Below are 22,505 nucleotides of genomic sequence, written 5' to 3' on the forward strand. Positions count from 1 at the left end.
CCATTGTTCTTTTGTTGGTCCCATCTCATTGAGTAAGAGTATGTAAAACATTGAACAGTGCCGTAATCCAGGAAATAGACAGTAATGTCCTTATCTCTCTTGGGGTATAAGAAGGAATTATTAGTTCGGATGTTTCCCCTTTTCCGACATTGATCCTCTGCTTAAACTAGAAAAAATGATGTGGTAAAAGACGATGGTACAGCTCAAACGATGGCAGTGGATTGTGCTGGCGCTGCCGCTGGTGATGGTTGTCGCCTTTATGTTGATTGCAGCTGGATTTCAGCTACGTACCTGGGGCATCACCTGGATTTGGGCTGTCATTCTATTCGTGTTTGTGGGCTGGCGTTGGTTGCTGGTGCACTGGACCAAGCCCCGTGAGATTGATCGCATTGTTACGGCTGTCCGGTCAGAGCTGAAATCTGTGACGGTTGATAACGCAGCTAATCAGGTGCTGGAATCTGCACTACAGCCAATTTTGACCGGAGCCCGCGAAGATCCGCCTGTATGGGACGATTGGCCTGCTTTCTGGAAGCGATGTCAGACCGTCGTGGCAACGGTGGCCCACCACTATCATCCGGAAGTAAAGTACCCGCTACTCAATATCTATGTGCCCCAGGCCTATGGCTTAATTCGGGGGACGGTGGATGATATGGACCGGGCCATGACCCAGCTGGCTCCTGTGTTGAATCAGGTGACCGTTGGCCAGGCCTATGAAGCTTACGAAATATATCGCAAATTGGAACCCTCCATGGGAAAACTGTGGCGGGCGTGGAACTGGGCGCAGTGGTTAATTAACCCAGCGGCAGCAGCGGCTAAAGTGGCCAGCCAAAAAAGTTCTAACGAGGCAAATCAGCAGCTATTGGTAAACCTGAGCCAGCTGCTACGGGAAACGGCATTGCGCAATCTGGCTCAGCAAACGGCTAACTTGTACAGTGGCGATACGCTACCGGCAATTTTTGCAGCAGAGCCGTCCAAGACTTTGGGTACTGAGGCAAAAACGGCCACACTGCGGTCAATTTTAGAAACGGCTAGCCCGACTGAAACCATTGAAAAGAAACCGGTTTCTTTGATGTTAGTAGGTCGTACGGGGGCAGGAAAAAGCAGCCTGATCAATACCCTATTCAAAACCGAGCTGGCAGAAGTGGATGTACTGCCCAGTACCGATAAAATTCGCCAATATAGCTGGCAGCTAGATACGGGAGAAGTCTTGACTCTGATTGATTCCCCTGGGTATGAACAAATTGAGCGTGGCGATTTTCGCGATTTAGTTCTCGATCAAGCGGCGGATGCGGACTTGCTGGTGCTGGCGACCCCGGCTTTGGATCCGGCGTTACAGAGCGACAAAACTTTTTTGCATGACCTTAAAGCAGCGGAGCAGCACCCGCCAACGGTGGTGGTGGTAACCCAGGTTGATCGACTGCGGCCTATACGAGAATGGCAGCCCCCCTACGATTGGCAAATGGGGCAGCGACCTAAGGAAGCGTCTATTCGTGATGCCGTTGCCTATCGGGTGGACACCCTGGGGCAGTCGGCTGAAACTGTGCTGCCGTTGGTGACCTATGACAATAACAGAGCCGCCTGGAATGATGACGCTCTGGCCCTCAAGCTAGTGGAGACGTTGGGGAATGCTAAGCAGTATCGCCTGGCGCGGTTTCTGACTAATCAGACGGCTTTAGCCAAAGCGGCGGCCAAGCTGATTGACCAGTACACGTTTCAGATGACTACCACCCAGGGGGTAACCGAACTGCTGAAAAGTCCGATTCTGCGTTACCTCTCACGCATGATGACGGGCTCAGATCTGCTGGCTACGGCTCTGATGGAAAAGATTCCAGTTGAGCAGGCCCCAGTGGTGATTGGTAAGCTGCAGCTGGCCTATGAGCTGTTTAACCTGCTGGCTAAAGAAGGTAGTACCTTTGATTTGCTTACCCTGTGGCCAATGCTGTTAGACAATGATACGCCACCAGAACAGAATGCCTGGGCGTTTGGCCATGGGCTGACGGCCTACTGGTTGGGGGAGACAAATCGGTTAGATAAAGCGTTTGAGCGATACTTGCAAGACTATGAAGCCGTCAGGAAATAAGCGGGGTAACGTAGAATCAGGGTATTTATTGCTATTTTTAAGTTTATTTAGTAACACCTATGGCAGCAGCAGTAAGCCAGTGGCGACAGCGAATTCGTGAGTATAAGAATGACTTGGTGCAGAATTATTTTAACTATCGCATTGAGTCGGCAAATCAGCCCTATGGCGTAGCGTTTCGGGCCAAACCCTATCGGTTTTTGCTATTACTCAGCCATATGCGGTCTGGGTCTTCGCTATTGACCCATTTGTTGACAACGAATCCTGAGGTGATTGGCTACGGTGAAACCCACACTAATTATGCTGATGCCAATGACTTTAAGGGGTTGCTCAAGAAGGTCTATTGGCAAGCCCAAGACTTTCGTAAGTTGGGAGATGTGCAGAACCTACGCATGAACCATCAGTATGTGATGGACAAAGTCTTGCACAACAAAAAGTTTTTGAACCATGACTGGTTGCAGTCTGAACAGGTATATGCCATTTTTTTGTTGCGAGAGCCAGAGCGCAGCTTAGCCAGTATTGCCGACCTCAAGCCCCATTGGAATCAGCAGGATACGATTGAGTACTATGCTGAGCGTATGGCTATGCTGGTGGACTATGCGCGGCTGATCAACAACCCAGAGCGGATGCTGGTGGTTACCTATGAGCAACTGCTGGATAACACTCCAAATGTGTTGGCAACACTACAGCAGTTTTTGCATACACAGGCACCGTTTACGGAAGAATATAAGGTGCTGAAAACCACTGGCATGAAAGGGGTGGGCGATCCAAAGGGAAAAATTAAGGCGGGAAAAATTGTGCGATCGCAACGCCAACTCACCCAATCTTTCCCCACAGAACTAGTAGAGCGTGCCAAGCAGATACACCATGACTGCCAGGCAGCGTTAATTGAGTTGTGTCAGTCAATATAAGGGCTAATTCATAGCAAATAACTGTACCGATTTGATAGACTTGCCTCTTTGGTTGCTTTGTTGCCAGATCTCTCGATACTGTTGTTCCTCGATCTGAAGTTCAGTTTCCAAGGGCGCATCCTGGTTTCGTGAAACTGTTTTCATCACTAAACAGGGTTCAAACTGACCATAGCGACGGGATGTCTCTAAAGGTGCAGACTCATTATCTAAACCAATATGTTGTAGCCTGAGGCTGCGCCGGGGGGCGTCTAGCAATAGCCAGTAGGGATATTCAAAGGAGATATTTTCAAAAACCATGCCAACGTTTGCACAGCTTTGGTTGTTAATCTCGTTAGCAGCGTTAGTGTAAATTTCTTCTAACACTGGCTGACTTTTAAAATACTGGCTCGGGCGTGATGCAGCAAAAATATTGTTTTCACCCGTTAGTGGTCGAATGTCGTTGCTCAACACCCACTGAAATGAAAGCAGTACCAGGAATATGCCTAAAATATTAGCAACCCTGCGATTGAGTGCATTGCCAATGACGGTGCCTACTAGGGCTGCAAAGAGAACAAAAATGGGTAAATGTAGGCGACAGCGTGACGTGGACCAGGTCAGCAACTGACAAAACAGTAGAAAGGTCGCTGTTGTGGTGAGCCAATATAAAAATAACTGCCGTCGCTGTTGTAGGCGGCCATTGATTAGCAATAGCCCAGAGGAGGCCAGAATAATCAGCAAGTGTAAGGGATTTCCTGCTTTGTCTTCATTAAACGAGATGCTAGGCACGTAGAAGCGCGTTTCCTTTGCACTTGTAATCAAGGGCTCGCTAACATCTACGCCGATAATGTTGTGAAAGATGGTAATTGCTTTTTCGGTAAGCCCTGTGGTTGGTGTAACAACGCTGTCTAAATGCAGATTTCTAACAATGTCGGCATGGAGAGCCAGGTTGCGTACTACGTTAGAAATCAGATATGTTAACCCAAAAGCGGCTCCGGTTTCGTCTCCAGGGGACCCCAATGGAGTGCCAAATAGACCAAAGTTACGTAGATAATGCCCGGCATTGATGGCAATGGCAATGGCGAGCAAGCCGACCATGGGTTTTACCATGCGTAAACCTAGATTTTTGATGCCCCACAGCAATAGCCAGATGCAAAAGGGAAAAGCATAGATATAGGCTGTACCCTTGGTGAGAATTGCCAGGCCCAGGCTGGTGCCTAAACACACCAGCAGCAGCGGTTTTAATCCTTGCCGCATGGTCGCCAGGGCAAAGTAGACAAAACAGACTATCCACAGGGTTACTACATGATCATTGTTGGTGCTTGAGCCCTGTAGTATTGCCATGGGCATGGTGCCAGCAAAAATTGCAGCCAAAATTTGACCGTTGCGTTTTGCCCCCAACTCCTTAGCGATTAGGGAGACCCCCAGCATGGAGCCGATCATGCTGATCCATTGCACAGTGTTACTGAGACGGTCGCTGTGGCTGAGGATTTGGAGATGTGCGATCGCAAACTCAGACCAAGGATTTTGATAAAGCTGAAAAATATTGTGGCTAGGATAGTGGGCTACACTGCCATTCTGCATCCAGTGCATAATGCGACTGAGATGGTACTCCATGGAGTCAGAATGGTTTGGGGCCGCTAAAACAGCCGTAGCACCGATTGCTAGCAATGCCAGGGTCATCCCGATGGTCGATAGCTTGAGTGTTACCGGCAAATCGATAAAAGGATAGGGACTCAACCATTGTTTAGGTGCGGTTTTGAGCAGCCTTGGCCCATATGCTTTCCATAGGAAAAAGGTTATGCCTGCTGTTACTATCAGCCAGGACAGCGTTAAAAAGATAACGTTAAATCCTCGAACCAGGCTCAGAACTTCGGTTAAAACGGTGACAATAATTCCCCAGCACATCAGCGCACCTAGCAGTGCTTCTCGTTTGAGCTGAAAAATCTTTGAGTTGATCAGTATTAACAAGATAAGACTTGCTATGGGAAGAATAGCTAGCATTTTGAGTAGATCAGGTGGGTTAGAGCTTAACTAATGCGCTGAGGAAGCTTTAGGGACTATTCCATTCCACTATCCTACCCATAAGTAGCAGCGCGTGAGCTTCCTTGCCAATGAGCTTACTGTAGGTTACTTGACAGAGGATTAAAACATTAGAACGCTATTTTTTGTTACGGAATTGTGTTGCAAGAAATATTGTCGCACTTGGCCAACCGTTGAAGATTTCATAGAAAGATAGACTCTCTACTCAGGTGGGGAGTTGGATGCTTTTGCACTTCAACCGAAATATTGACTGTCATTGATGAAGGAAACCTTCGTAAGCAGATACTAATGTAGTACCCCCACTATGACTGTCCCTTGCAAACGGTTGCTTAATGTTGGTTTTTTAACGTTACTTGCGCCAGTCGGTCTAACAGTGGCCTTGGTTGTATTACATTTACTAGGTGCTGTTAACGCCTGGGTTTTTCCCCTGGTTCAGGTAGGGGCGTTTTGTCTATTTGGTGGCACTGGCTGCATTGTAGCTGCTCAGGTTCTGAGTAGAAGGCCGGTGCCGGTTTCTAGACCGATCAACCATCAACGACGGCGGCAGCTGTGCTGGGGGTTAGCAATTTTGCTTTTTAGCCTTAACTTTCCACCCTATCTGCTGGCCCACCACATGACCCATGTGCGTTCACCGGGACAGATTGGCCTCGGTGTACCGAAGCCCAGTCATTCCCAGACTCCCTCAGATCGGGGGGTATTCTATGGCACGCGCACTCTTCCCATTGGTCAATCCAGGTGGCTAGAAACTTGGGAAATTCCTGCTCAAACTGCGGTGCCTAGAGGAACGGTGATTCTATTCCCAGGTAATTTGGGCACTAAAAGCAGTCAACTGATTCCGCCTGCCCAGAGCTTTGCTTCCCTGGGGTTTAATACGGTTTTAGTGGATTTTCAAGGGGTGGGCGGTTCCAGTGGCAATACTGTGACCCTGGGCATTGCAGAAGCTCAGGATGTTGTCACTGTTTTTAACGATGTAAAGCATCGAAATGTTGTTCAAGGGCATGGGGATTCGCCCATTATTCTCTATGGTGTTTCCATGGGTACGGCGGCGATTTTAAGGGCGATCTCAACCCATAACATCATCCCCGATGCCATCGTCCTAGAACTACCCTTCATCCGTCTGATTGACGCTGTTAAAAGTCGTTTGCGCCACCACAAAATTCCCACAGACCCGACGGCAACCTTACTTATTTTCTGGGCTAGTATCCAGCACGGTATCAATGGCTTTAGCCATAACCCCATCAACTATGCCAAAGCAGTTAAATGCCCCACCCTGGTTATCCATGGGGCGCAGGCTAAATGGACTCCGGTTAGCGATATTGAAGCATTGGTGCAAACTATTCCAGCGACAAAACAATTAGTGGTGTCAGCGGATGCTGGGCATCATCAGTTGATCGGTGTGGATCGTCCGCTGTGGGATGCCAGTGTTAGTAATTTTTTGAAGGCTATTTAAGACGGTATACCCAATAGCTGCCAGGTTTCAAAGATTTCTTCGAGGTTAATTTAAGTTAATTTAAATTTCTAGGGCTGTGATGTCGCCAAGGGCCATTCCCTTGTGGGTGCCCTGGGATAACCTAATGCTTACTAAGTGCGAGAGTTGAAGGCGGCATAGGGAGATAAGGGCGGTACTTCCCATTGGGCATACCAGTTACTTAAATAGGGAATGAGCTCTGCTGCTAGTGCACGATAGTTGTCTCGGTTGGGGGCGGCTTCAAGGTGTTCGGCAATGGTTTGTCCAACTGCTTGTAGGTCAAAACCGGTGGGTGTGCCTGATTTTAAGACAACTTTGCCATTGACTAACACAGTGTCCACATCGGTGGCTTTGGCCCGCATCAGCATGACATGGAGGGGATTGGCCTCAGGAGAAACCCAGGGCCAGGTGATGCGATCGCAATTTACCAACACCACATCGGCCCGATAGCCAGGGGCAAGTTTGCCAAGCTGTTGCTCTTTGCCCATGAGCTTAGCACTGCCGGTTGTTGCCAGCTGAAAGATATCGCCATAGCCAGGGGCCGGGCTATTAATTTGAGGAGACCGCTGCAGCCGCGCCGCTAATCGCATTTCAGCAAACATGTCCTCATCATCGCCAAGGGTAGTGCCATCCATGCCTAACCCGACGGTGGCCCCACCAGAGAGCATGGCTGTCAGCGGAGCCATGCCCGCCCGCAGTCGCAGATTAGAGCTGGGGTTGTGGCTGACCGCAGCTCCAGTTGTCGCCAAAATTTCAATGTCAGCTGGGGTTAGCCAGACGCCGTGGGCAATGGAGAATCGAGGGCTCAGTACCCCCAGTTGGTTTAAGTGAGCAATCACAGATTGACCATAGAGACGCGGCCCCATCAGTTTTTCATAGAATGACTCCAGGGCATGGGTTTGAACATGGGTATCTAAGCGCTCAGCGGCATCCACCATTTGCACCAGTAACTCATCGCCCACCCATTGGGGGCCTGGTGGACCAAACCAGATATCAATGTGGGGGTGAGTCTGATACTGTTGAACAAAGTCGGTAATCAGCTCTATGTGTGCTGTTCTGGATAAGGGCTGTGCCATGGGCACCAGGGTTTGCAGCCGCTGTCTTAAGTCTTCTGGCAGACTGGTTAAAAAGGCGTCATCTTCACCATGGACAAACATATTTTCATAGCGAATGCCCGGCGTTAGGGCGACGCGCATGCCAGCTTGCCCATAGGCGGCCAGTCGTCCCTCAAGATTGTCCCGACAGTCCTGGGCGGTGCCACCAAGGCTGGCCACATCGACAACGCTGGTTACCCCGCTCTGCAATAGCTGGGCAATACTCAGTAAAGTTTTAAGTTTAGGATCTTGCGATCGCAAGCCAATATTGGCAAACAGCCACAGTTCTAGAAAATCATCGTCCACACCCTGGAGAGAATTGGGCACCCCATTACTGTGGTGGTGGGCATTGATTAACCCCGGCATCACAGCAAACTTATCAGAGCCAATCACCGCTGCCTGGGGATAGGTCGCCTGTAACGTCGCCCAGGAATCGATCGCCACAATAGTATCGTCCTGGATTGCGATCGCGCCATCAGTTAGCGTAGTCTCACCCGTAAAAACCCAGCGACCTCGAATTAACCGAATATCTGTCATCGTTGCCGTCCACTTAGAAAACCATGTAAAGCAACAATTTATTTTGAAGCTTTTTTGATGTTTGTCAATTAGTTCAGACTAGGGTGCTGAAAATCTTTCCGTTGCTTAAAATTCTGTGAATTAATTAAATTTTTGCTATAGCAAGTGATACAAGGGAATTAATGCTGAGAAATGCTGCTTTTTTACCATGACGACCCAGTTTGATCCAAATATTCATGCTCAACGGGTCGATACCGAAGTCGGCGCAATCGGGTCTATCCTGCAGCGTCTGGGACAGACCATACAGCGTGATCAGCTAGTGCAAAAGACGACTGAGGACCTGCGCACCTTTCTACAGGTTAATCGAGTCGTTATCTATTATTTTTACAATCAATGGGAAGGCCAGGTCACCTTTGAAGCCCTAAGTGCCGGGGAATTCTCTATTTACGGTTCGACCGGGCCAGACCAATGTTTTAACGATGAGTATGCTGAGCTTTATTTGGCTGGTCGCATCAGAGCCATTGAGGATATTGAAACAGCCTCCATTGAGCCTTGTCACCGTGACTTTTTGCGACACTTGCATGTGCGAGCCAATTTGGTAGTGCCCATTTTGACTAACCAGGGGCTATGGGGTTTGCTCGTAGCCCATCACTGTCAAGGTCCCAAGACCTGGTCAGAGATGGATGTTAAACGTATGCAGGCAGGCGCTTTAACCCTGGCCTCGGCTCCTTCTATTAAGGATTATTGAGGGGGGCTGTGGCCAGGAGCGACGGCTGGTCCCCTACAGCAGATCACGGATGACTACTGATCGAGCCCTGAATGCTACCTTTAAAGCACCCTCTGAGCGGTGGCCCCCATGGAAGTTCTATACCGAGAAGGCCAAAAGGCAGATAGCAAGATTCTGGCTGAACTAGAGTATATCGCCTCGGATGGAGCCGTCGAGTTTCTTTTCCACGATTTGGTGCCAGGGGTTTCCGCATTGCAGTTTGTCGCATCTAGCCTGGAACAGGATGTGTATCCTCACTCTTATCGCAGTGCCATTGTGGCCGAATTGAATCACCACGTCATTGGCATGGCCCTCTCATTTCCGGCCACCTATCATCAAATTACCCCGGAAATGCGTGACTTTTTCCCAACAGACCGGCTGGAGCACTTTCAAGATTTTTTCTCGGCCCGAGTGGACGGCAGTTTCTTTCTTGATGCCCTCTGTGTTTTAAAAGACTATCAGCACAAAGGGATCGGCTCCCGGCTGATTGAGCTCACAAAATCCAAAGCCCAGACAGAAGGCTATAACAGTTTAAGCCTGATCGTATTGGCAGATAATATCGGAGCCCAGCGGTTATATCAGCGCCATGGATTTGAGAGCGTCAGGCCCATCGAACTCCAACCCCATCCTCTGATTCCACACCAGGGAGGGTGTCTATTGATGAGGGCTAACCTGTAGAACTCAGTTCGGATCAGCAATGCCCAACAAATTATCTGATAGTGTTGTGCTTTTCCCTCTTGATGTTTGTGAACGGTCGAGCATAGAGTAATGCAATCTTCCAAACGACTATGTATCCATCTGCTAGGTCATTTTCGATTAACGTTTGAGCACCAACCGGTCGAAGGATTACAGACAGACAGATATCAGTCGTTGATCGCTTATTTGGTGCTAAATGCGCAAACACCCCAGCCGAGGGCGCAGCTGGCCAGTGTATTTTGGCCAGATACCACCGATAGCAAAGCAAAAACGAGTCTGAGGCGAGAACTGCATCGGCTGAGACAGATTTTGCCAGATGCGGATCAGCTATTGGCGGTCACACCCCAAACGATTCAATGGCGACCTCAATATTCATTCTGGTCGGATGTGGCGGCATTTGAAACCAAAATTGCCCAGGCGGCTGAGGCGGTGACGACTCCAGCCAAGGCCGAGAGTCTCAAGCAAGCTATTGAACTGTATCAAGGTGAACTACTCCCCACCTGCTATGACGATTGGATTGAACCGGAGCGCCATCGTTTGCATCAGCTTTTGATCAATGGGTTGGCTGACTTGAGTTCGGTGTTAGCTGAATTGGGAGAGTATCGGGATGCGATCGCAACTACCCAACGCTTACTCCAGCTAGAACCCCTGAATGAGTCGGGCTATCTAACCTTGATGCAGTGCCATGCCCAGCAGGGAGAACGAGCCAATGCCCTACAGGTGTACCACCAGTGCATGACGCTGCTGCGGGATGAAATGGGCATTGACCCCAGTCTAGAAACACGCCAGTTTTATGAACAGCTGCTTTTAGATGAAACACCAACACCCACCCCTAGACAGGCTGAGCCATGGTCGGGGCAATTGACTACTGAGGCGGTTGCCATCGGTGCTCCCAAAACAAAACCACAAATCGACTGGGGAGAAGCTCCAGATATTAGTTTTTTCTATGGCCGCTCAGAGGAGTCAGGCCAGCTATATCAATGGATTGACCAAGACCAGTGTCGCCTGGTGACTGTGGTGGGGATGGGCGGCATTGGCAAAACCTCCCTGGCGGCCAAGGTGATTCATGAGCTGCAGACAAAATTTGACTTCATCATCTGGCGTTCGCTGCGTAATGCACCGCCGCTCAATACGTTGCTAGAAGATTTAGTGCCGTTTATATCTAACCAGCAAGAAGCGACCTGTTCCCTGACTCGATGGGTGCATTGGCTACGGCAAGCGCGATGTTTACTGATTTTGGACAATGTGGAAACCCTGTTTAAGGGGGGAGAACGGGCTGGTCAATATCGTGAGGGCTATGGGAACTATAGTGAACTATTGTCAGTTGCCGGTCAGACTAACCATCAAAGCTGTCTGTTGCTAACCAGCCGAGAAAAACCGGCTGAGGTGGCCACGATGTCAGAGGCAAATCCTGCGGTGCAGGTGTTGCAGTTAGAAGGTTCGCCGGAGGCAGCGCTAGCTCTGATTGAAGCGAAGCAACTGGTGGGTAGCCAAGATGATAAAAAACGGCTTTGCGATCGCTACGGTCATAGTCCCCTATCGTTGCAGATCATCAGCAGTTCTATCCGCGATGTGTTTGATGGCGATATCTCCCTATTTCTAGAAGAAGACACCTTGCTCTTTAATGGTGCACGAAAATTGTTAGATGTTCAGTTTGACCGTCTCTCTCCCCTGGAACAAACGGTCATGACCTGGCTGGCGATTAATCGTGATTGGACCACAATTACTGAACTCAAGGCGGATATTTATCCGTCCTGCCATAAGACAAAATTAATTGAGGCCATCGAATCACTCTGTTGGCGTTCTCTAATTGAACGACGGGGTAATACTTATACCCAGCAGCCGGTGATTATGGAGTATGTCATCGATCGGTTGATTGAACAGATCGGTGAGGAATTAACTGATCCTGAGTGTTTTAGCAGCCAGCCCCTAAAATCTCTGGCAACAGTTACCTATGCCTTAATTAAAACGACTGTCAAAGATTTTGTACGAGAGAGTCAAGAAAGGCTGATCTTACAGGTTGTTGCTGAGCAGTTGAAGCAATGGTTATCGCATCCAGAACAGACTATTTTGGACCATCTCAAAATATTGCAATCACTTCAGAAGCAAGCCACTGGCTATAGCGCTGGCAATCTGATTAATCTTGCGTGGTCCCTGGATATAGACTTTACAGAGTTGGATTTATCGAGACTAACAATTTATCACGCCTATCTACAGCATGTGCCTCTGCAACAGGTTGACTTTTCCCATACTGTATTTAAAGAAGCGGCATTTAATCAACCCTTAGATCCTGTTGCCAGTGTTGCCTATAGTCCTGATGGCTCACTTCTGGCCACCGGTGAAGGGGATGGGCGAGTTGTTGTCTGGCGAACAATTGACCAGAGACCGATCTTGATCATAAAAGAAGCGTCAACCAGCTGGGTGATTGCTGTGGATTTTATCCATAATGGTAAACACTTAGCGACTGAAGGCAAGGCTGGAGAAATAAATATTTGGGATGTCGCTACAGGCCAATTGATTCAGGTGCTAAAAGAGCATACAGGGATTGTCTGGACCATAAATACTAGCCCCACCGATAATTTGCTAGTGAGCGGTAGCCTTGACACTCATTTGATCCTGTGGGATTTAAACACCTACAAACCTCGACATCGATTAACCGGACATACTCAACAGATTAATGCAGCTGTCTTTAGCCCAGACGGCCAACAAATTGCCAGTGTTAGCGTTGATAAAACCCTGCGTATTTGGGACACCCAAACGGGAGACGTGATCACTGTCTGGCATTGTGAAACTGAGCCTAAATGTGTCAGTTTTAGTCCAGATGGGCAGTATTTGGCTATTGGTGAAAATGATGGTGGTATTCGCATCTGGAATTGGCAAACCCGACACATTGAACTGATATTCCAAGCACACAAATATTGGGTTTCATCCGTGGCGTTTAGCCCCTGTGGTCATTATCTTGCTAGCGGTAGTGCTGACGCTACCACCAAGTTGTGGAACCCAAAAACCGGTCAGCTGCTGCGCATTGCAACCGTTTATACTAGCCTCGTATGGGCCCTGGCCTTTCGCCCCGATGGTCAACAGTTGGCCGTTGGCAGCAATGATCACACCATTAGACTATGGGAAATACCCCAAAAACGGCTTTTCAAGGCATTGCAGGGTTTCTCCAGTTGGGTTAATTCCGTTCGTTTTCATCCTAATAAACCTCTCTTAGTGAGTGCCAGTAGCGATCACAAGGTGAGACTTTGGCATATGGATACGGGTGAGCTGATCAAAACATTTGAAGGGCAGAGTGACGCTGTCTTAGGGGTGGCGGTTAGTCCCGATGGCAAGACGATAGCCGGTAGTGGTGTTGAGAACACTATCAGTCTATGGGATGTGGCCACAGGTCGGCTTTTGAGGATGCTACATGGGCATGATTTTGCCGTATATTTCGTAGAGTTTAGCGCCGATGGTCAACTGCTGTTGAGTAGTGGATTCGACCAAACAGTGCGCCTATGGGATGTGCCCTCTGGACAGTTGATTAAAACCGTTGATGCCCATGACGGTTGGGTGTTTGCAGCTCGCTTTAGCCCAGATGGTCAATACTTTGCCAGCACGGGTATGGATGGGGCCATTAAACTGTGGGATACGGCAACGGGAGAATTGCTCACTGTTTTGCAAAGTCAAAAAACTGCCACCTGGACGTTAGGGTTCCATTGTGATGGTCAACTGTTAGTGATCGGCGGTGATGATGGCACAGTACAACTGTGGAATCCTAAGACGGGTAAGCTGCTAAAAACTCTGCAAGGGCACCAGTCAACTGTTTGGGCGGCTGATTTTAGCCCAGATGGCAGCACCATAGCCACGGGTGGCGACGATCAGACGGTTAAGCTTTGGGATGCTAACACAGGCAAATTGTTACGGATTCTAGATTTACATTATGGACGTGTCAATTCACTATCCTTTACCGCCGATGGTCAAATACTGGCCAGTGGCAGTTCGGATCAAACGATTCGACTTTGGACTGTTGCTACGGGTGAATGTTTGAAGACTCTGATGGTACCCAGACCTTACGAGAATATGAATATTACCGATGTGCAAGGGTTAACCGCTGCTCAAAAAGAGTCTTTGAAGGCGCTGGGAGCAGTTGAGAAGTAAGCCGTTGCTGCTTTAGAGGCTACTGTGTACATAAGTCCTGAAAACTAGCGTCTGCGGTTGCTTCACCCCCTCTAACTCCCCCTTGGTAAGGGGGAGGACCAGATTTCCCCCCTTGGTAAGGGGGGATTAAGGGGGGTAATGCAGGATTAAGAGCTCCCTGTCGAGATGTGTGTACACCGTAGGATTTAGAGGATGAATCGATCTGGCAGGATTACCTGACAGCAGTATTTTTCAGATTAGAGCCTGGTCGAGGATCGGCAACGCCTTAATCTAATAACGGCCTAAGGGCTGAGAAGAGAATAGGGTTTCTAGGATTGCGATCGCATTTCCCACACCATCCTCAGTCCGAATTTTCTCACCCAATGTCTCAGCATTGTGTCGCATGGTTTGGTTAGAAACCAGGTCATGCATGGCCTCAGCCAGCTGGCTGGTGGTCAGCTGTTTTTGTGGAATGGGCTTTGGCCCCACCCCTAGGGTGTAAATCTGTTTGCCCCAAAATGGCTGATCGCCAAAGAAAGGACAAATCAGCGTGGGACGTCCGGCTCGTAACCCTGCGGCAGTTGTACCCGCACCACCATGGTGGATGACAGCTGACACTTTTGGAAACAACCAGTCGTGGGGGGCTTGATCTAGCTGAAAAACTGTTTTAGGTAAGTCGCCCGTTTGCAGGCCACCCCAGCCCGTGGCCAGAATACCCCGTTGATGGGTGGTCTGTAATGCGTCAATAACAACTTTAGCCAGTCGCTGGGGCTGACTGCCCGAGATACTGCCAAATCCAATATAGATGGGTGGTGCCCCCGCCTCCAGAAATGCTTTTAAGTCATCTGGTGGCTGCCAGCTATCGTGTTGATCCAAGAACCAATAGCCATTAACATGGACAGAATCTGGCCAGTCGGTTGGTCGGGGAACAACATATTGGCTATAGCCATGGAGCACGGGAATCGGACTGCCATCCGCCCGGTGCAACAGGTCCATACCTTTAGGTTTGGGCGGTAGCTGCAACACCTTGCGACGAAATTCATTGGGAATCCCTCCATACAAACCAATGGCTGTGTGCACAATCCAATAGGTGAATCGGTTATACCAGCGGCCCAGGGGCCAATCTGGAAAACCCATGGCAGGAGATTGAGCCGTAGGCACAAACTGGGGAAACGGTAGGGCGATAACCAAAGGAATCTCCTGTTTGTCGGCAATGGCTTCAGCCATAAATGCGGCTTTAGATGCCAAAATCAACAGATCAGGTGCAACCGATTGTGTGGTTTGCCAGATATCCTGAAGGGTCTGGCGGTACATTGACTTCACCTGGGAAAACAGTTTGATGTTGGTGCGAATAGTCCCCCACAGATTGTTGGTATTTTCCATCGCATCTCGACCTGCATCTGAGTCCATCAGCTGCATCAGCTGATTATTCATATGGCCGTAATGCAGACCCTGTTCAGTGATAAAGGCTTGAAACAGAGTACTGGTGCAAACAGTGACCTCATGGCCAGCGGTCTTTAATCCTTGGCCCAGCGCAACGTAGGGTTGCACATCACCGCGAGAGCCCAGGGTAACGATTAAGACTTTCATGATGTATTGACTCCCCTAGGAGATTCTAATGTGCCTGCACTGTTCTATTTCCAATAGTAGGCCATGGGCTTAGATATGTGTGTCACGGCGATCCCTATGGGCTTGGTTGTGGGGACGGAGACGCATTAGAGACGAGTTAGAGACGCCTGTTTGGTTACCTTTGGGGTAGTTGAAACACATAGAACGTTTTCAACCGCCACAGTTTAACTCCACAACCACACATTAGGGAGGCCTCGAAAAATGTTGCAAGTATTACGCCCCTATCATCTTGCTTTTGAACGGCTTGCGATCGCATTTCTCTTAACCTTTATCGTGGCCGATTTATACCCCCATCCATCCCTGGCACCGGGGTTAATTATGTCAGCTGTGTCATATTTGCAATCCGATGCGACTGAGTTAGTGGAGCATGACACCACGACTTTGAATCAATAACCTAGCAGCTGCTTGCTGCTAAAACGATTACAGCACAAGGGTTAGACGCTCTGGAGACGGTCTAGAGACGCCGACTTAATTAAGGTAAAACCATGGTAATAGGACAAAATAACCATGGGTAAAGCACAGGCTAACCTCTCTCTAGTTGGAAAAATACCGGCCCTGGTGCCGGATAGATTAGACGAAATAAAAGAGTTGTTTGCCGATGATTTTGTCTGGCACTACATCAATGCTCAGCTGCCACAGCTTCACGGTGACTATCAACGTTTTGAAGGCTTGCAAGGATTTTTTAGAAAATTAGGTGAGCTGACTAACAACACCTTTAGTGTGCGGATTCACCAAGCCTATGCTGTGGGTGACGAGTTTGTCGTGGCCCATGCCTGCCCGAGTATGACCCTCGACGGTAGCTCTTTTGAGACCGATGCTGTTGTGGTTTGGAGAATAGTTGATCAACGCCTCAAGGAGGCTTGGGATATTCCTAGCCTGCATTCGCTGCGATCGCAATCATCATAATAGTCTCCTCAAAAGCAAAATACCATCTAATTTTATTTGGATAAATCACCATGAAGCAGGTTCTATATCGCAACTTTGGCAATCCTGCAGACGTGCTGGAAGTAAAAAAAAGTGATGCCTCTATGCTGACCGCAGGGCAGGCACGGATTAAGGTACTCAGAGCTCCTATAAATCCATCCGATGTCGCTCAAATCGCAGGGCAGTATGGGGTGAAGCCCAACCTCCCAGCAGTCGCCGGTCTTGAAGGTCTAGGCAGAGTGGTTGAAGTCAATGGCAACGGCGTTGATGAAGGGCAGCTGGTACTGTTGCCTTCGGTGGGTACCTGGACTACAGAGATGGTCGGTGCCATTGATCAGCTTGTGCCTTTACCAGAGGCCGATCTAGATCAGCTGTCTATGCTCCGGGTGAACCCAGCCACCGCATATTTGTTGCTGACCGAGTTTGTGGAACTCAAACCAGGGGACTGGGTGATACTATCTGCTGCCAATTCAGCGGTGGGTAGCTATATTTTGCAGTTAGCCAAGGCGCGAGGGGTTAATCTCGTATGTGTTGTGCGCCGCGAGAGTGCGGTGGCAGCCCTGAAGCAAGCGGGCGCAGATATCGTTTTAGTCGATGGAGTAGATCTGGCCAAACAGGTGCGTAAAGCAACGGGTACCGAGATGACGTTAGCCCTGGACGCTGTGGCGGGCGACACGTTTGGTCGACTGGCAGAAACACTTAAGGAAGCTGGAACCATCGTTCTCTACGGTGGTATGTCCAATCAACCAGCCTCGGTCGAGGTTGCCCCAATTCTTTTCCGTGATGTGCGCGTGCGAGGATTCTGGTTATTGCCCTGGTTACTGAAAACCAGTAAAAAAGAACAAACCAGAGTTTATGGTGAATTGACCATGGCTGTAGCTGCAGGCATACTACATGCACCAGTTGAAAAACATTTCTTGCTAGATGAGATTACAGAGGCCATCACCTACACCATGGCCGGAGAACGCAAGGGTAAAGTTCTGTTGGCTCCCAATGGCCTGTAAATTAATACCCTTGTCCAAGGTTAGAACACCTGATTTTATCTGGCCTTAAATTCATCCCCGACCACCAGAAACTCACATCGATCCAGAACACCATAATCGATCCTGCCGTATCCCCTTTTAACTCCCAATCAACACCATTCTACGCTTCCTAAACAGCCTCTATTGATGGAACTTCAACGTTTGACTCGCTTGAGCGATCTCATTTTTGCTGTAGCCATGACCTTGATGGCACTTACATTTGATCCGCCCCCTGTCAGCGGCATGACATCGCAAGAAATTACCGCATTTTTACAGGCCCAGCTGCCATCATTTGGGGCCTATGTCCTAACGTTCTTGGTGATCGCATTTTACTGGACGTCCCATCTCCATCAGTTTAAGTATTATCAGAAAACAGATCCGATTCATATGTCGCTGGTTCTGTTATCCTTGCTGTTTGTTGTTTTCTTGCCCTATGCCAATGACCTGCTGACGTTTTATGACGATGTTTTTGCTGTTCAAGTTTTTTACAGTCTTGCAGCTGGAGGTGTAGGTATCTTTAGCACGGTTACCTGGATCTACGCTACGTACAACCGACGGCTAGTCGCTCCCAACTTGTCCGATAAAATAATTCGAGAAATTCGACAGGGCAGCTATGCTGAACCCACAATTTTACTGTTAGCGATTGGGGGAGCATGGCTACATCCTCTCGGTTGGACCGTGACATTGGTGGTTGGTTTTCCATTGATTTTCCTGAGTCAGTCATTGTTACAGGAGCCAGAGCATAAACTACAGTCAGACGGAGAAAATACATGATGCAGGATGTATTAGTGATTGGTTCAGGGCCTGCCGGATTAGCGATCGCAGCCGCCTTAGGCACTCAAAATCTCAAGGTGCATGGCCGAGCGCCGACAGGCCCATCTATCCCCTGGTCCACTACCTTTCCCGGTCAGCGTCCCCTGAGCGGAGTCGAAGGGGACGCTGACAAATCTGGCAAGTAGATGGTCTCAATAGGAATCATTGATGGTCTGGCATACGGGCAACAGCGCGACGACAGTCAGCTGCGGGGGTAGACATCTTCTTGCAGGTTGCTGGGATAAACGATATAGTAAAAATTCGTGGTCGTTGTTGCCGTTTTACGAAAACAACGGTGCTTAAAAGGAGCGTTCTTACCACAATCGCTCATCTGGAATCACAATGATGGGGTTATCAAAATCATGGCTGCCGATATTCATCGACATGATAATGCTACTTCAATAGTCTCTTCAAACCCAGTACGCATTGTCTCTCGACACTGGGAAAGAACGATCAAGCAAAAAAAGCTGCTGTCACTACGCTAAAGTAGCCTTTGCTGTCCCTTATTTGCGCAGGGATGTGAAGTTTTCTCCTGACCTTAACTAGAGGTTTTAATCTCTAGTGAGTATCTATAGCCATGTCCCTTATTTGCAGGGATGTGAAGTTTTCTCCTAGCCTTAGCTAGAGGTTCTTGTCTCTAGTTAGTATCTATAGCCATGGGCACGTCCACTTCAAGCTGAAGTGGACGGTATTTGTTCAGGTTTCAAATTCCTTGGTGCTAGGCAGCCCTATGCCGAATTCAGCCTTTCGATGATCGTGATTATGGAATCCGCATCTGAATCGATCAGGCAGGCGTTTTAATACCCTTCAACAACTCTCTATTAGTCCGTCATGTCATTGATTATCTCGATGTCCGTCTTTGGTATAGCTACCTATATCGCCAACACTGCCAAAGAAGAAATGATTGGAGTTTTTGCAGCTATCTTGGCATTGCTCAGCCTTCTTTTGAGCATTGTTTTAGCTCCCTGGTTTATACAGGTGATCATCTTACTTTCTGTCTGGTCTTGGCAGTTTTCTCTTCGCGATCGCAGTAACTATTCCGAAAATTAAATTGCAACAAGATATTTGAACGCCATCATGCCTCAGCACTCTTTTCTGGTCATGACCTCACCATACGATTTTCAGGTACTTATTTCTGGTTGCGCTGTTGTTGAGCTGATTTTTCCGCCCTAGCGCAGCGTCAAACTTAAAAACAATAGCGTCTGAAACTTTTGAAGTGTAAAGCTTCAAAAGCTCGTGCATGCCAATTTTTAGGCTTGACGAACCACTGTCTTATCTGTTTTTTGATTGCCGTATCTGTCATTAAGCGACCACAAGAGGAAAATTTCATGACTGCTCGATTTCGTAAAAAGAAACGAATTAAGCCTATTCTGCAGCTGGCACCCGGTGAAGCAAAGCGTGAGCTAGAAAAGCAGCTTGTCATTGATGTGCAAAACCCAAAATTCGCAACCCACATGATTCCAGATGCGAAAAGATTAAATTTAGATATCTCAATTAGAGACATTCCCAAAGACCAGCCGATTCTAATCACCTGCCTCAACGGCCAGCGAAGTAGTATGGCAGCCCGGCAGTTGATTAACCGTGGCTACCTCAACATTTGCGTTTTGAAAGGTGGACTTGCGGCATGGCAAAGTGCAGGCCATACCCTATGGCGAACTAAGGCCCCCATCTAATTTCTCCATCGTTTATTGCCTACGCTCTATCGCGAGATAACTCGAACTTATGCTCGACCAAGTTTTCAATTCTCCCTTTAACATCGGCATCGAAACGCTGCTTCAGTTAATTGTTCTAGTTGCTATGGAAGCGGTGCTCACTGCCGACAATGCGATCGCTCTAGCCGGACTGGCCCAAACACTCCAGCAACCAGAGCTTGAACGACGCGCCTTGAATATTGGATTGGGGCTGGCCTATGTCTTCCGAATGTTGTTGGTTGTGGGTACTGCCTGGGTGCTACAGTTCTGGCAATTTGAACTGGCCGGGGCCCTTTACCTGCTGTGGTTAGCTGGGCGCTATTTTACAACGAAACCACCAGACAGCAGCCAGTTGGTGCAAGCGAGCTCCCATTGGCAAATTATTCCACTGATGGTGTTAACCGATCTGGCCTTTTCCTTAGATAGTGTGACGACTGCGCTCGCCATCTCTCAAGAACTCTGGTTGATTATGCTAGGCGGCACGATTGGGGTTGTTTTGCTGCGTTTTCTCGCTGGGTTGTTCATTCAGTGGCTGCAGGAGTTTGTTTATCTGGAAGATGCAGGCTATTGGGCGGTTGCCTTAGTGGGAATGCGTCTGCTGCTGCGGGTGGTCAATCCTGAATGGGTGCCGCCTGAGTGGGCGATGATCAGTTTAATTGCGGTATTGTTTATCTGGGGATTCTCGCGACGTACCTCAGAGATTCCTGTGGAATCGCAATCATCGAGCGTGGATAAAATGAGCTATGAATTGGTTGAATAAACTGCCGTGCTGGAGATGGTTTGGGCCGTAGGCTTTTTGCAACTAGTCGTCGATGGTTAGCTGGCGCTGAGAGTATTCGATTTCTTTCATCCTCAGCTCATATTTTTTTGACGGCCATACTACTGTCGTTGGACAAACAACCGTAACACTGGGACTGGTCACCGCGATGACAACCGTGTTTTTGCCCATGAAAGTCTCATTGGGTTTGTTGCTTGATCTGGCAGTGGGCGTCATGACGCTGTTCTCTTTTAGTGAATTTGTAAGCATTGCAATTACCGAGGTGTTGGCAGTGCTGAAAAGTATTTGGCTGGGCGTACGAGTGCTTTGCTGGACTTATTGTTGAACAAATTTTAGCCAATGCGATCGCTCATTGGGGACATTTCTGGACTAAATCCATCCTGGATTTAGTCTCTTTGTTGTTTTGTTCTAAAATTTCAGGTGTTTTGGGTCGAATTCTGGCGTCACCTGTCGCTAGCTCTGTCACGAAGCTAGTGGTTTTGTCTTTTATGGTCGACAACTTGTGTTTATTGATTGTTGTAAGAGGGTGGGAGTGTTTGCGAACTTTCCTCTTTCGACAGAATTTATTCAAAAATACTTCGAAGAGGATTGTTGAATTCTGTTGCATAGGTTATAGTAATTATGTCAGCCGAAAAACAACAACTTCTTGCAAAGGAATGCAAAGCTTTCTTTTAGAAGTTTTTAGTTTCCTGGGATTTTGTTGTTTTGGCTGTCTTTTTACTTAATTACCCAAGATTAATAATGACTACTACTTTGCAAAAGCGCCAGAGTGTGTCGCTTTGGGAACGGTTTTGTCAGTGGGTTACTAGCACCGAAAATCGCCTCTACGTAGGTTGGTTCGGCGTGTTGATGATTCCGACGCTGCTCACTGCTACTGCTTGTTTCATCCTTGCCTTCATTGCGGCTCCCCCTGTAGATATGGACGGCATCCGCGAGCCGGTTGCTGGTTCATTGTTGTATGGCAACAACATGATCTCTGCGAGTGTTGTTCCGTCTTCCAACGCGATTGGCCTCCACTTTTACCCTATTTGGGAAGCTGCCTCTCTTGATGAATGGCTTTACAATGGCGGCCCTTACCAACTGATTATCTTCCACTTTCTTATCGGTGTATATTCTTACATGGGTCGCGAGTGGGAACTCTCCTACCGACTAGGGATGCGTCCTTGGATCTGTGTTGCTTACTCTGCGCCTGTCGCCGCCGCAACTGCAATCTTTTTAATCTATGCAATTGGCCAAGGTTCATTCTCTGACGCAATGCCTTTGGGTATCTCCGGTACGTTCAACTTCATGTTGGTGTTCCAGGCAGAGCACAACATCTTGATGCACCCCTTCCATATGTTGGGTGTGGCGGGTGTCTTCGGGGGGTCTTTGTTCTCCGCAATGCACGGTTCTCTGGTAACGTCTTCCTTGGTTCGTGAGACCACTGAGACTGAGTCCCAGAACTATGGATACAAGTTTGGTCAAGAGGAAGAGACTTACAATATCGTTGCCGCCCACGGTTACTTCGGTCGTTTGATCTTCCAGTATGCTTCCTTCAACAACAGTCGTTCCTTGCACTTCTTCTTGGGTGCATGGCCTGTGATCGGTATTTGGTTTACCGCTCTGGGTATCTCTACGATGGCGTTCAACCTCAACGGTTTCAACTTCAACCAGTCCATCCTTGACTCTCAGGGGCACGTGATTAGTTCTTGGGCAGACGTCTTGACCCGCGCCAACTTGGGTATAGAAGTGATGCACGAGCGTAACGCTCACAACTTCCCGCTTGACTTGGCCTCTGGTGAAGAAGTTCCTATTGCACTTAGCGCACCTTTAATTGCTTCGTAATCGGCATTTGATAATGACATCGCCATGAGCTTTAGCTAGCTCGCAAAAGCCCCCCGTACGCCGTCTTTTGATGGCAGTGCGGGGGGCTTGCTTTATATGAAAGTCTAGACGCATATTATCTTATTCTGAAATGCCTGAATAACAAGGATTAGACGTTC

General features: G+C 48.5%; 18 protein-coding genes and 1 pseudogene. 16 read left to right on the forward strand and 3 right to left on the reverse strand.

Features of this window, described 5'->3' with window-relative positions:
- Positions 1-193 precede the first annotated feature (193 nt).
- Both U2F10_RS18040 and U2F10_RS18045 read left to right on the forward strand, forming a co-directional pair.
- Positions 194-2,080 carry a GTPase family protein gene (locus U2F10_RS18040; protein WP_499872945.1) on the forward strand — a complete coding sequence of 629 codons (1,887 nt, stop codon included), beginning with the start codon at positions 194-196 and terminating at the stop codon, positions 2,078-2,080.
- Positions 2,081-2,139: 59 nt separating this feature from the next.
- The gene (locus U2F10_RS18045) at positions 2,140-2,988 is read left to right on the forward strand and encodes a sulfotransferase family protein (RefSeq protein ID WP_499062257.1); all 849 of its coding nucleotides are present in this window, start codon (positions 2,140-2,142) and stop codon (positions 2,986-2,988) included.
- Positions 2,989-2,991: 3 nt separating this feature from the next.
- On the opposite strand, the gene U2F10_RS18050 is transcribed toward U2F10_RS18045, so the two are convergent.
- Positions 2,992-4,968 (reverse strand): ArnT family glycosyltransferase, encoded by a 1,977-nt coding sequence (locus U2F10_RS18050; RefSeq protein ID WP_499872946.1) that lies wholly within the window; start codon positions 4,966-4,968, stop codon positions 2,992-2,994.
- A 343-nt stretch (positions 4,969-5,311) separates the two neighbouring features.
- On the opposite strand from U2F10_RS18050, the gene U2F10_RS18055 reads away from it, so the two are divergent.
- The gene (locus tag U2F10_RS18055; protein WP_499872947.1) at positions 5,312-6,457 is read left to right on the forward strand and encodes an alpha/beta hydrolase; all 1,146 of its coding nucleotides are present in this window, start codon (positions 5,312-5,314) and stop codon (positions 6,455-6,457) included.
- Between the two features lie 131 nt (positions 6,458-6,588).
- Here U2F10_RS18055 and U2F10_RS18060 read toward each other — a convergent pair whose 3' ends face one another.
- Positions 6,589-8,106: an amidohydrolase family protein gene (locus U2F10_RS18060; protein ID WP_499872948.1), complete on the reverse strand. Its 1,518-nt coding sequence runs from the start codon at positions 8,104-8,106 to the stop codon at positions 6,589-6,591.
- 187 nt (positions 8,107-8,293) lie between these two features.
- On the opposite strand from U2F10_RS18060, the gene U2F10_RS18065 reads away from it, so the two are divergent.
- The 3 genes from U2F10_RS18065 to U2F10_RS18075 all read left to right on the forward strand — a co-directional run bounded on the left by U2F10_RS18065 (position 8,294) and on the right by U2F10_RS18075 (position 13,687).
- Positions 8,294-8,833, forward strand: a complete 540-nt coding sequence (locus U2F10_RS18065) for a GAF domain-containing protein (RefSeq protein WP_250564673.1) — start codon at positions 8,294-8,296, stop codon at positions 8,831-8,833.
- Between the two features lie 108 nt (positions 8,834-8,941).
- Positions 8,942-9,529, forward strand: coding sequence for a GNAT family N-acetyltransferase (locus U2F10_RS18070; RefSeq protein WP_499866884.1), 588 nt, complete (start codon positions 8,942-8,944; stop codon positions 9,527-9,529).
- 90 nt (positions 9,530-9,619) lie between these two features.
- On the forward strand, positions 9,620-13,687 hold the full coding sequence (locus U2F10_RS18075; protein WP_499872949.1) for a WD40 domain-containing protein: 4,068 nt from the start codon (positions 9,620-9,622) through the stop codon (positions 13,685-13,687).
- Positions 13,688-13,957: 270 nt separating this feature from the next.
- Here the strand turns inward: U2F10_RS18075 and U2F10_RS18080 are convergent, their stop codons facing one another.
- Positions 13,958-15,256, reverse strand: a complete 1,299-nt coding sequence (locus U2F10_RS18080; RefSeq protein WP_499872950.1) for a glycosyltransferase — start codon at positions 15,254-15,256, stop codon at positions 13,958-13,960.
- Between the two features lie 240 nt (positions 15,257-15,496).
- Between U2F10_RS18080 and U2F10_RS18085 the strand changes: the two genes are divergently transcribed.
- The 10 genes and pseudogenes from U2F10_RS18085 (at position 15,497) to psbA (ending at position 22,347) form a co-directional block, all read left to right on the forward strand.
- Complete coding sequence (locus tag U2F10_RS18085; protein WP_163659047.1) at positions 15,497-15,688, forward strand: hypothetical protein; 192 nt, start codon at positions 15,497-15,499, stop codon at positions 15,686-15,688.
- A 114-nt stretch (positions 15,689-15,802) separates the two neighbouring features.
- Entirely contained in the window at positions 15,803-16,201 is a 399-nt protein-coding gene (locus U2F10_RS18090; RefSeq protein WP_499872951.1) for a nuclear transport factor 2 family protein, read from the forward strand.
- Between the two features lie 50 nt (positions 16,202-16,251).
- Entirely contained in the window at positions 16,252-17,223 is a 972-nt protein-coding gene (locus U2F10_RS18095; protein ID WP_499872952.1) for a zinc-dependent alcohol dehydrogenase family protein, read from the forward strand.
- A gap of 165 nt (positions 17,224-17,388) precedes the next feature.
- Entirely contained in the window at positions 17,389-18,015 is a 627-nt protein-coding gene (locus tag U2F10_RS18100) for a TMEM175 family protein (protein WP_163659803.1), read from the forward strand.
- Positions 18,015-18,143 (forward strand): annotated as a pseudogene (locus U2F10_RS18105) (FAD-binding protein); the annotation flags it as partial. The gene U2F10_RS18100 and the pseudogene U2F10_RS18105, both read left to right, overlap by 1 nt.
- A 742-nt stretch (positions 18,144-18,885) precedes the next feature.
- Positions 18,886-19,104, forward strand: a complete 219-nt coding sequence (locus U2F10_RS18110; protein ID WP_163703259.1) for a hypothetical protein — start codon at positions 18,886-18,888, stop codon at positions 19,102-19,104.
- Positions 19,105-19,382: 278 nt separating this feature from the next.
- Positions 19,383-19,727, forward strand: coding sequence for a rhodanese-like domain-containing protein (locus tag U2F10_RS18115; RefSeq protein ID WP_163659809.1), 345 nt, complete (start codon positions 19,383-19,385; stop codon positions 19,725-19,727).
- 49 nt (positions 19,728-19,776) lie between these two features.
- Complete coding sequence (locus U2F10_RS18120) at positions 19,777-20,505, forward strand: TerC family protein (protein ID WP_163659811.1); 729 nt, start codon at positions 19,777-19,779, stop codon at positions 20,503-20,505.
- A 166-nt stretch (positions 20,506-20,671) separates the two neighbouring features.
- Positions 20,672-20,848, forward strand: a complete 177-nt coding sequence (locus tag U2F10_RS18125) for a hypothetical protein (RefSeq protein WP_163659813.1) — start codon at positions 20,672-20,674, stop codon at positions 20,846-20,848.
- A gap of 416 nt (positions 20,849-21,264) precedes the next feature.
- Positions 21,265-22,347: a photosystem II q(b) protein gene (gene psbA / locus U2F10_RS18130; protein WP_163703258.1), complete on the forward strand. Its 1,083-nt coding sequence runs from the start codon at positions 21,265-21,267 to the stop codon at positions 22,345-22,347.
- Positions 22,348-22,505 lie beyond the last annotated feature (158 nt).

Origin of the sequence: Leptothoe sp. EHU-05/26/07-4 (assembly GCF_043421015.1) — a bacterium.
GTDB lineage: Bacteria > Cyanobacteriota > Cyanobacteriia > Phormidesmidales > Phormidesmidaceae > Leptothoe > Leptothoe turfae.

What these genes read in the sequence shown, in the direction of transcription:
- U2F10_RS18055 (WP_499872947.1), top strand. Translation starts at nt 5,312, where the DNA reads ATGACTGTCCCTTGCAAACGGTTGCTTAATGTTGGTTTTTTAACGTTA.
- U2F10_RS18095 (WP_499872952.1), top strand. Translation starts at nt 16,252, where the DNA reads ATGAAGCAGGTTCTATATCGCAACTTTGGCAATCCTGCAGACGTGCTG.
- U2F10_RS18090 (WP_499872951.1), top strand. Translation starts at nt 15,803, where the DNA reads ATGGGTAAAGCACAGGCTAACCTCTCTCTAGTTGGAAAAATACCGGCC.
- U2F10_RS18050 (WP_499872946.1), bottom strand. Translation starts at nt 4,968, where the DNA reads ATGCTAGCTATTCTTCCCATAGCAAGTCTTATCTTGTTAATACTGATC.
- U2F10_RS18080 (WP_499872950.1), bottom strand. Translation starts at nt 15,256, where the DNA reads ATGAAAGTCTTAATCGTTACCCTGGGCTCTCGCGGTGATGTGCAACCC.
- U2F10_RS18085 (WP_163659047.1), top strand. Translation starts at nt 15,497, where the DNA reads ATGTTGCAAGTATTACGCCCCTATCATCTTGCTTTTGAACGGCTTGCG.
- U2F10_RS18125 (WP_163659813.1), top strand. Translation starts at nt 20,672, where the DNA reads ATGACAACCGTGTTTTTGCCCATGAAAGTCTCATTGGGTTTGTTGCTT.
- U2F10_RS18075 (WP_499872949.1), top strand. Translation starts at nt 9,620, where the DNA reads ATGCAATCTTCCAAACGACTATGTATCCATCTGCTAGGTCATTTTCGA.
- U2F10_RS18060 (WP_499872948.1), bottom strand. Translation starts at nt 8,106, where the DNA reads ATGACAGATATTCGGTTAATTCGAGGTCGCTGGGTTTTTACGGGTGAG.
- U2F10_RS18120 (WP_163659811.1), top strand. Translation starts at nt 19,777, where the DNA reads ATGCTCGACCAAGTTTTCAATTCTCCCTTTAACATCGGCATCGAAACG.
- U2F10_RS18070 (WP_499866884.1), top strand. Translation starts at nt 8,942, where the DNA reads ATGGAAGTTCTATACCGAGAAGGCCAAAAGGCAGATAGCAAGATTCTG.
- U2F10_RS18115 (WP_163659809.1), top strand. Translation starts at nt 19,383, where the DNA reads ATGACTGCTCGATTTCGTAAAAAGAAACGAATTAAGCCTATTCTGCAG.
- U2F10_RS18100 (WP_163659803.1), top strand. Translation starts at nt 17,389, where the DNA reads ATGGAACTTCAACGTTTGACTCGCTTGAGCGATCTCATTTTTGCTGTA.
- U2F10_RS18040 (WP_499872945.1), top strand. Translation starts at nt 194, where the DNA reads ATGGTACAGCTCAAACGATGGCAGTGGATTGTGCTGGCGCTGCCGCTG.
- psbA (WP_163703258.1), top strand. Translation starts at nt 21,265, where the DNA reads ATGACTACTACTTTGCAAAAGCGCCAGAGTGTGTCGCTTTGGGAACGG.
- U2F10_RS18045 (WP_499062257.1), top strand. Translation starts at nt 2,140, where the DNA reads ATGGCAGCAGCAGTAAGCCAGTGGCGACAGCGAATTCGTGAGTATAAG.
- U2F10_RS18065 (WP_250564673.1), top strand. Translation starts at nt 8,294, where the DNA reads ATGACGACCCAGTTTGATCCAAATATTCATGCTCAACGGGTCGATACC.
- U2F10_RS18110 (WP_163703259.1), top strand. Translation starts at nt 18,886, where the DNA reads ATGTCATTGATTATCTCGATGTCCGTCTTTGGTATAGCTACCTATATC.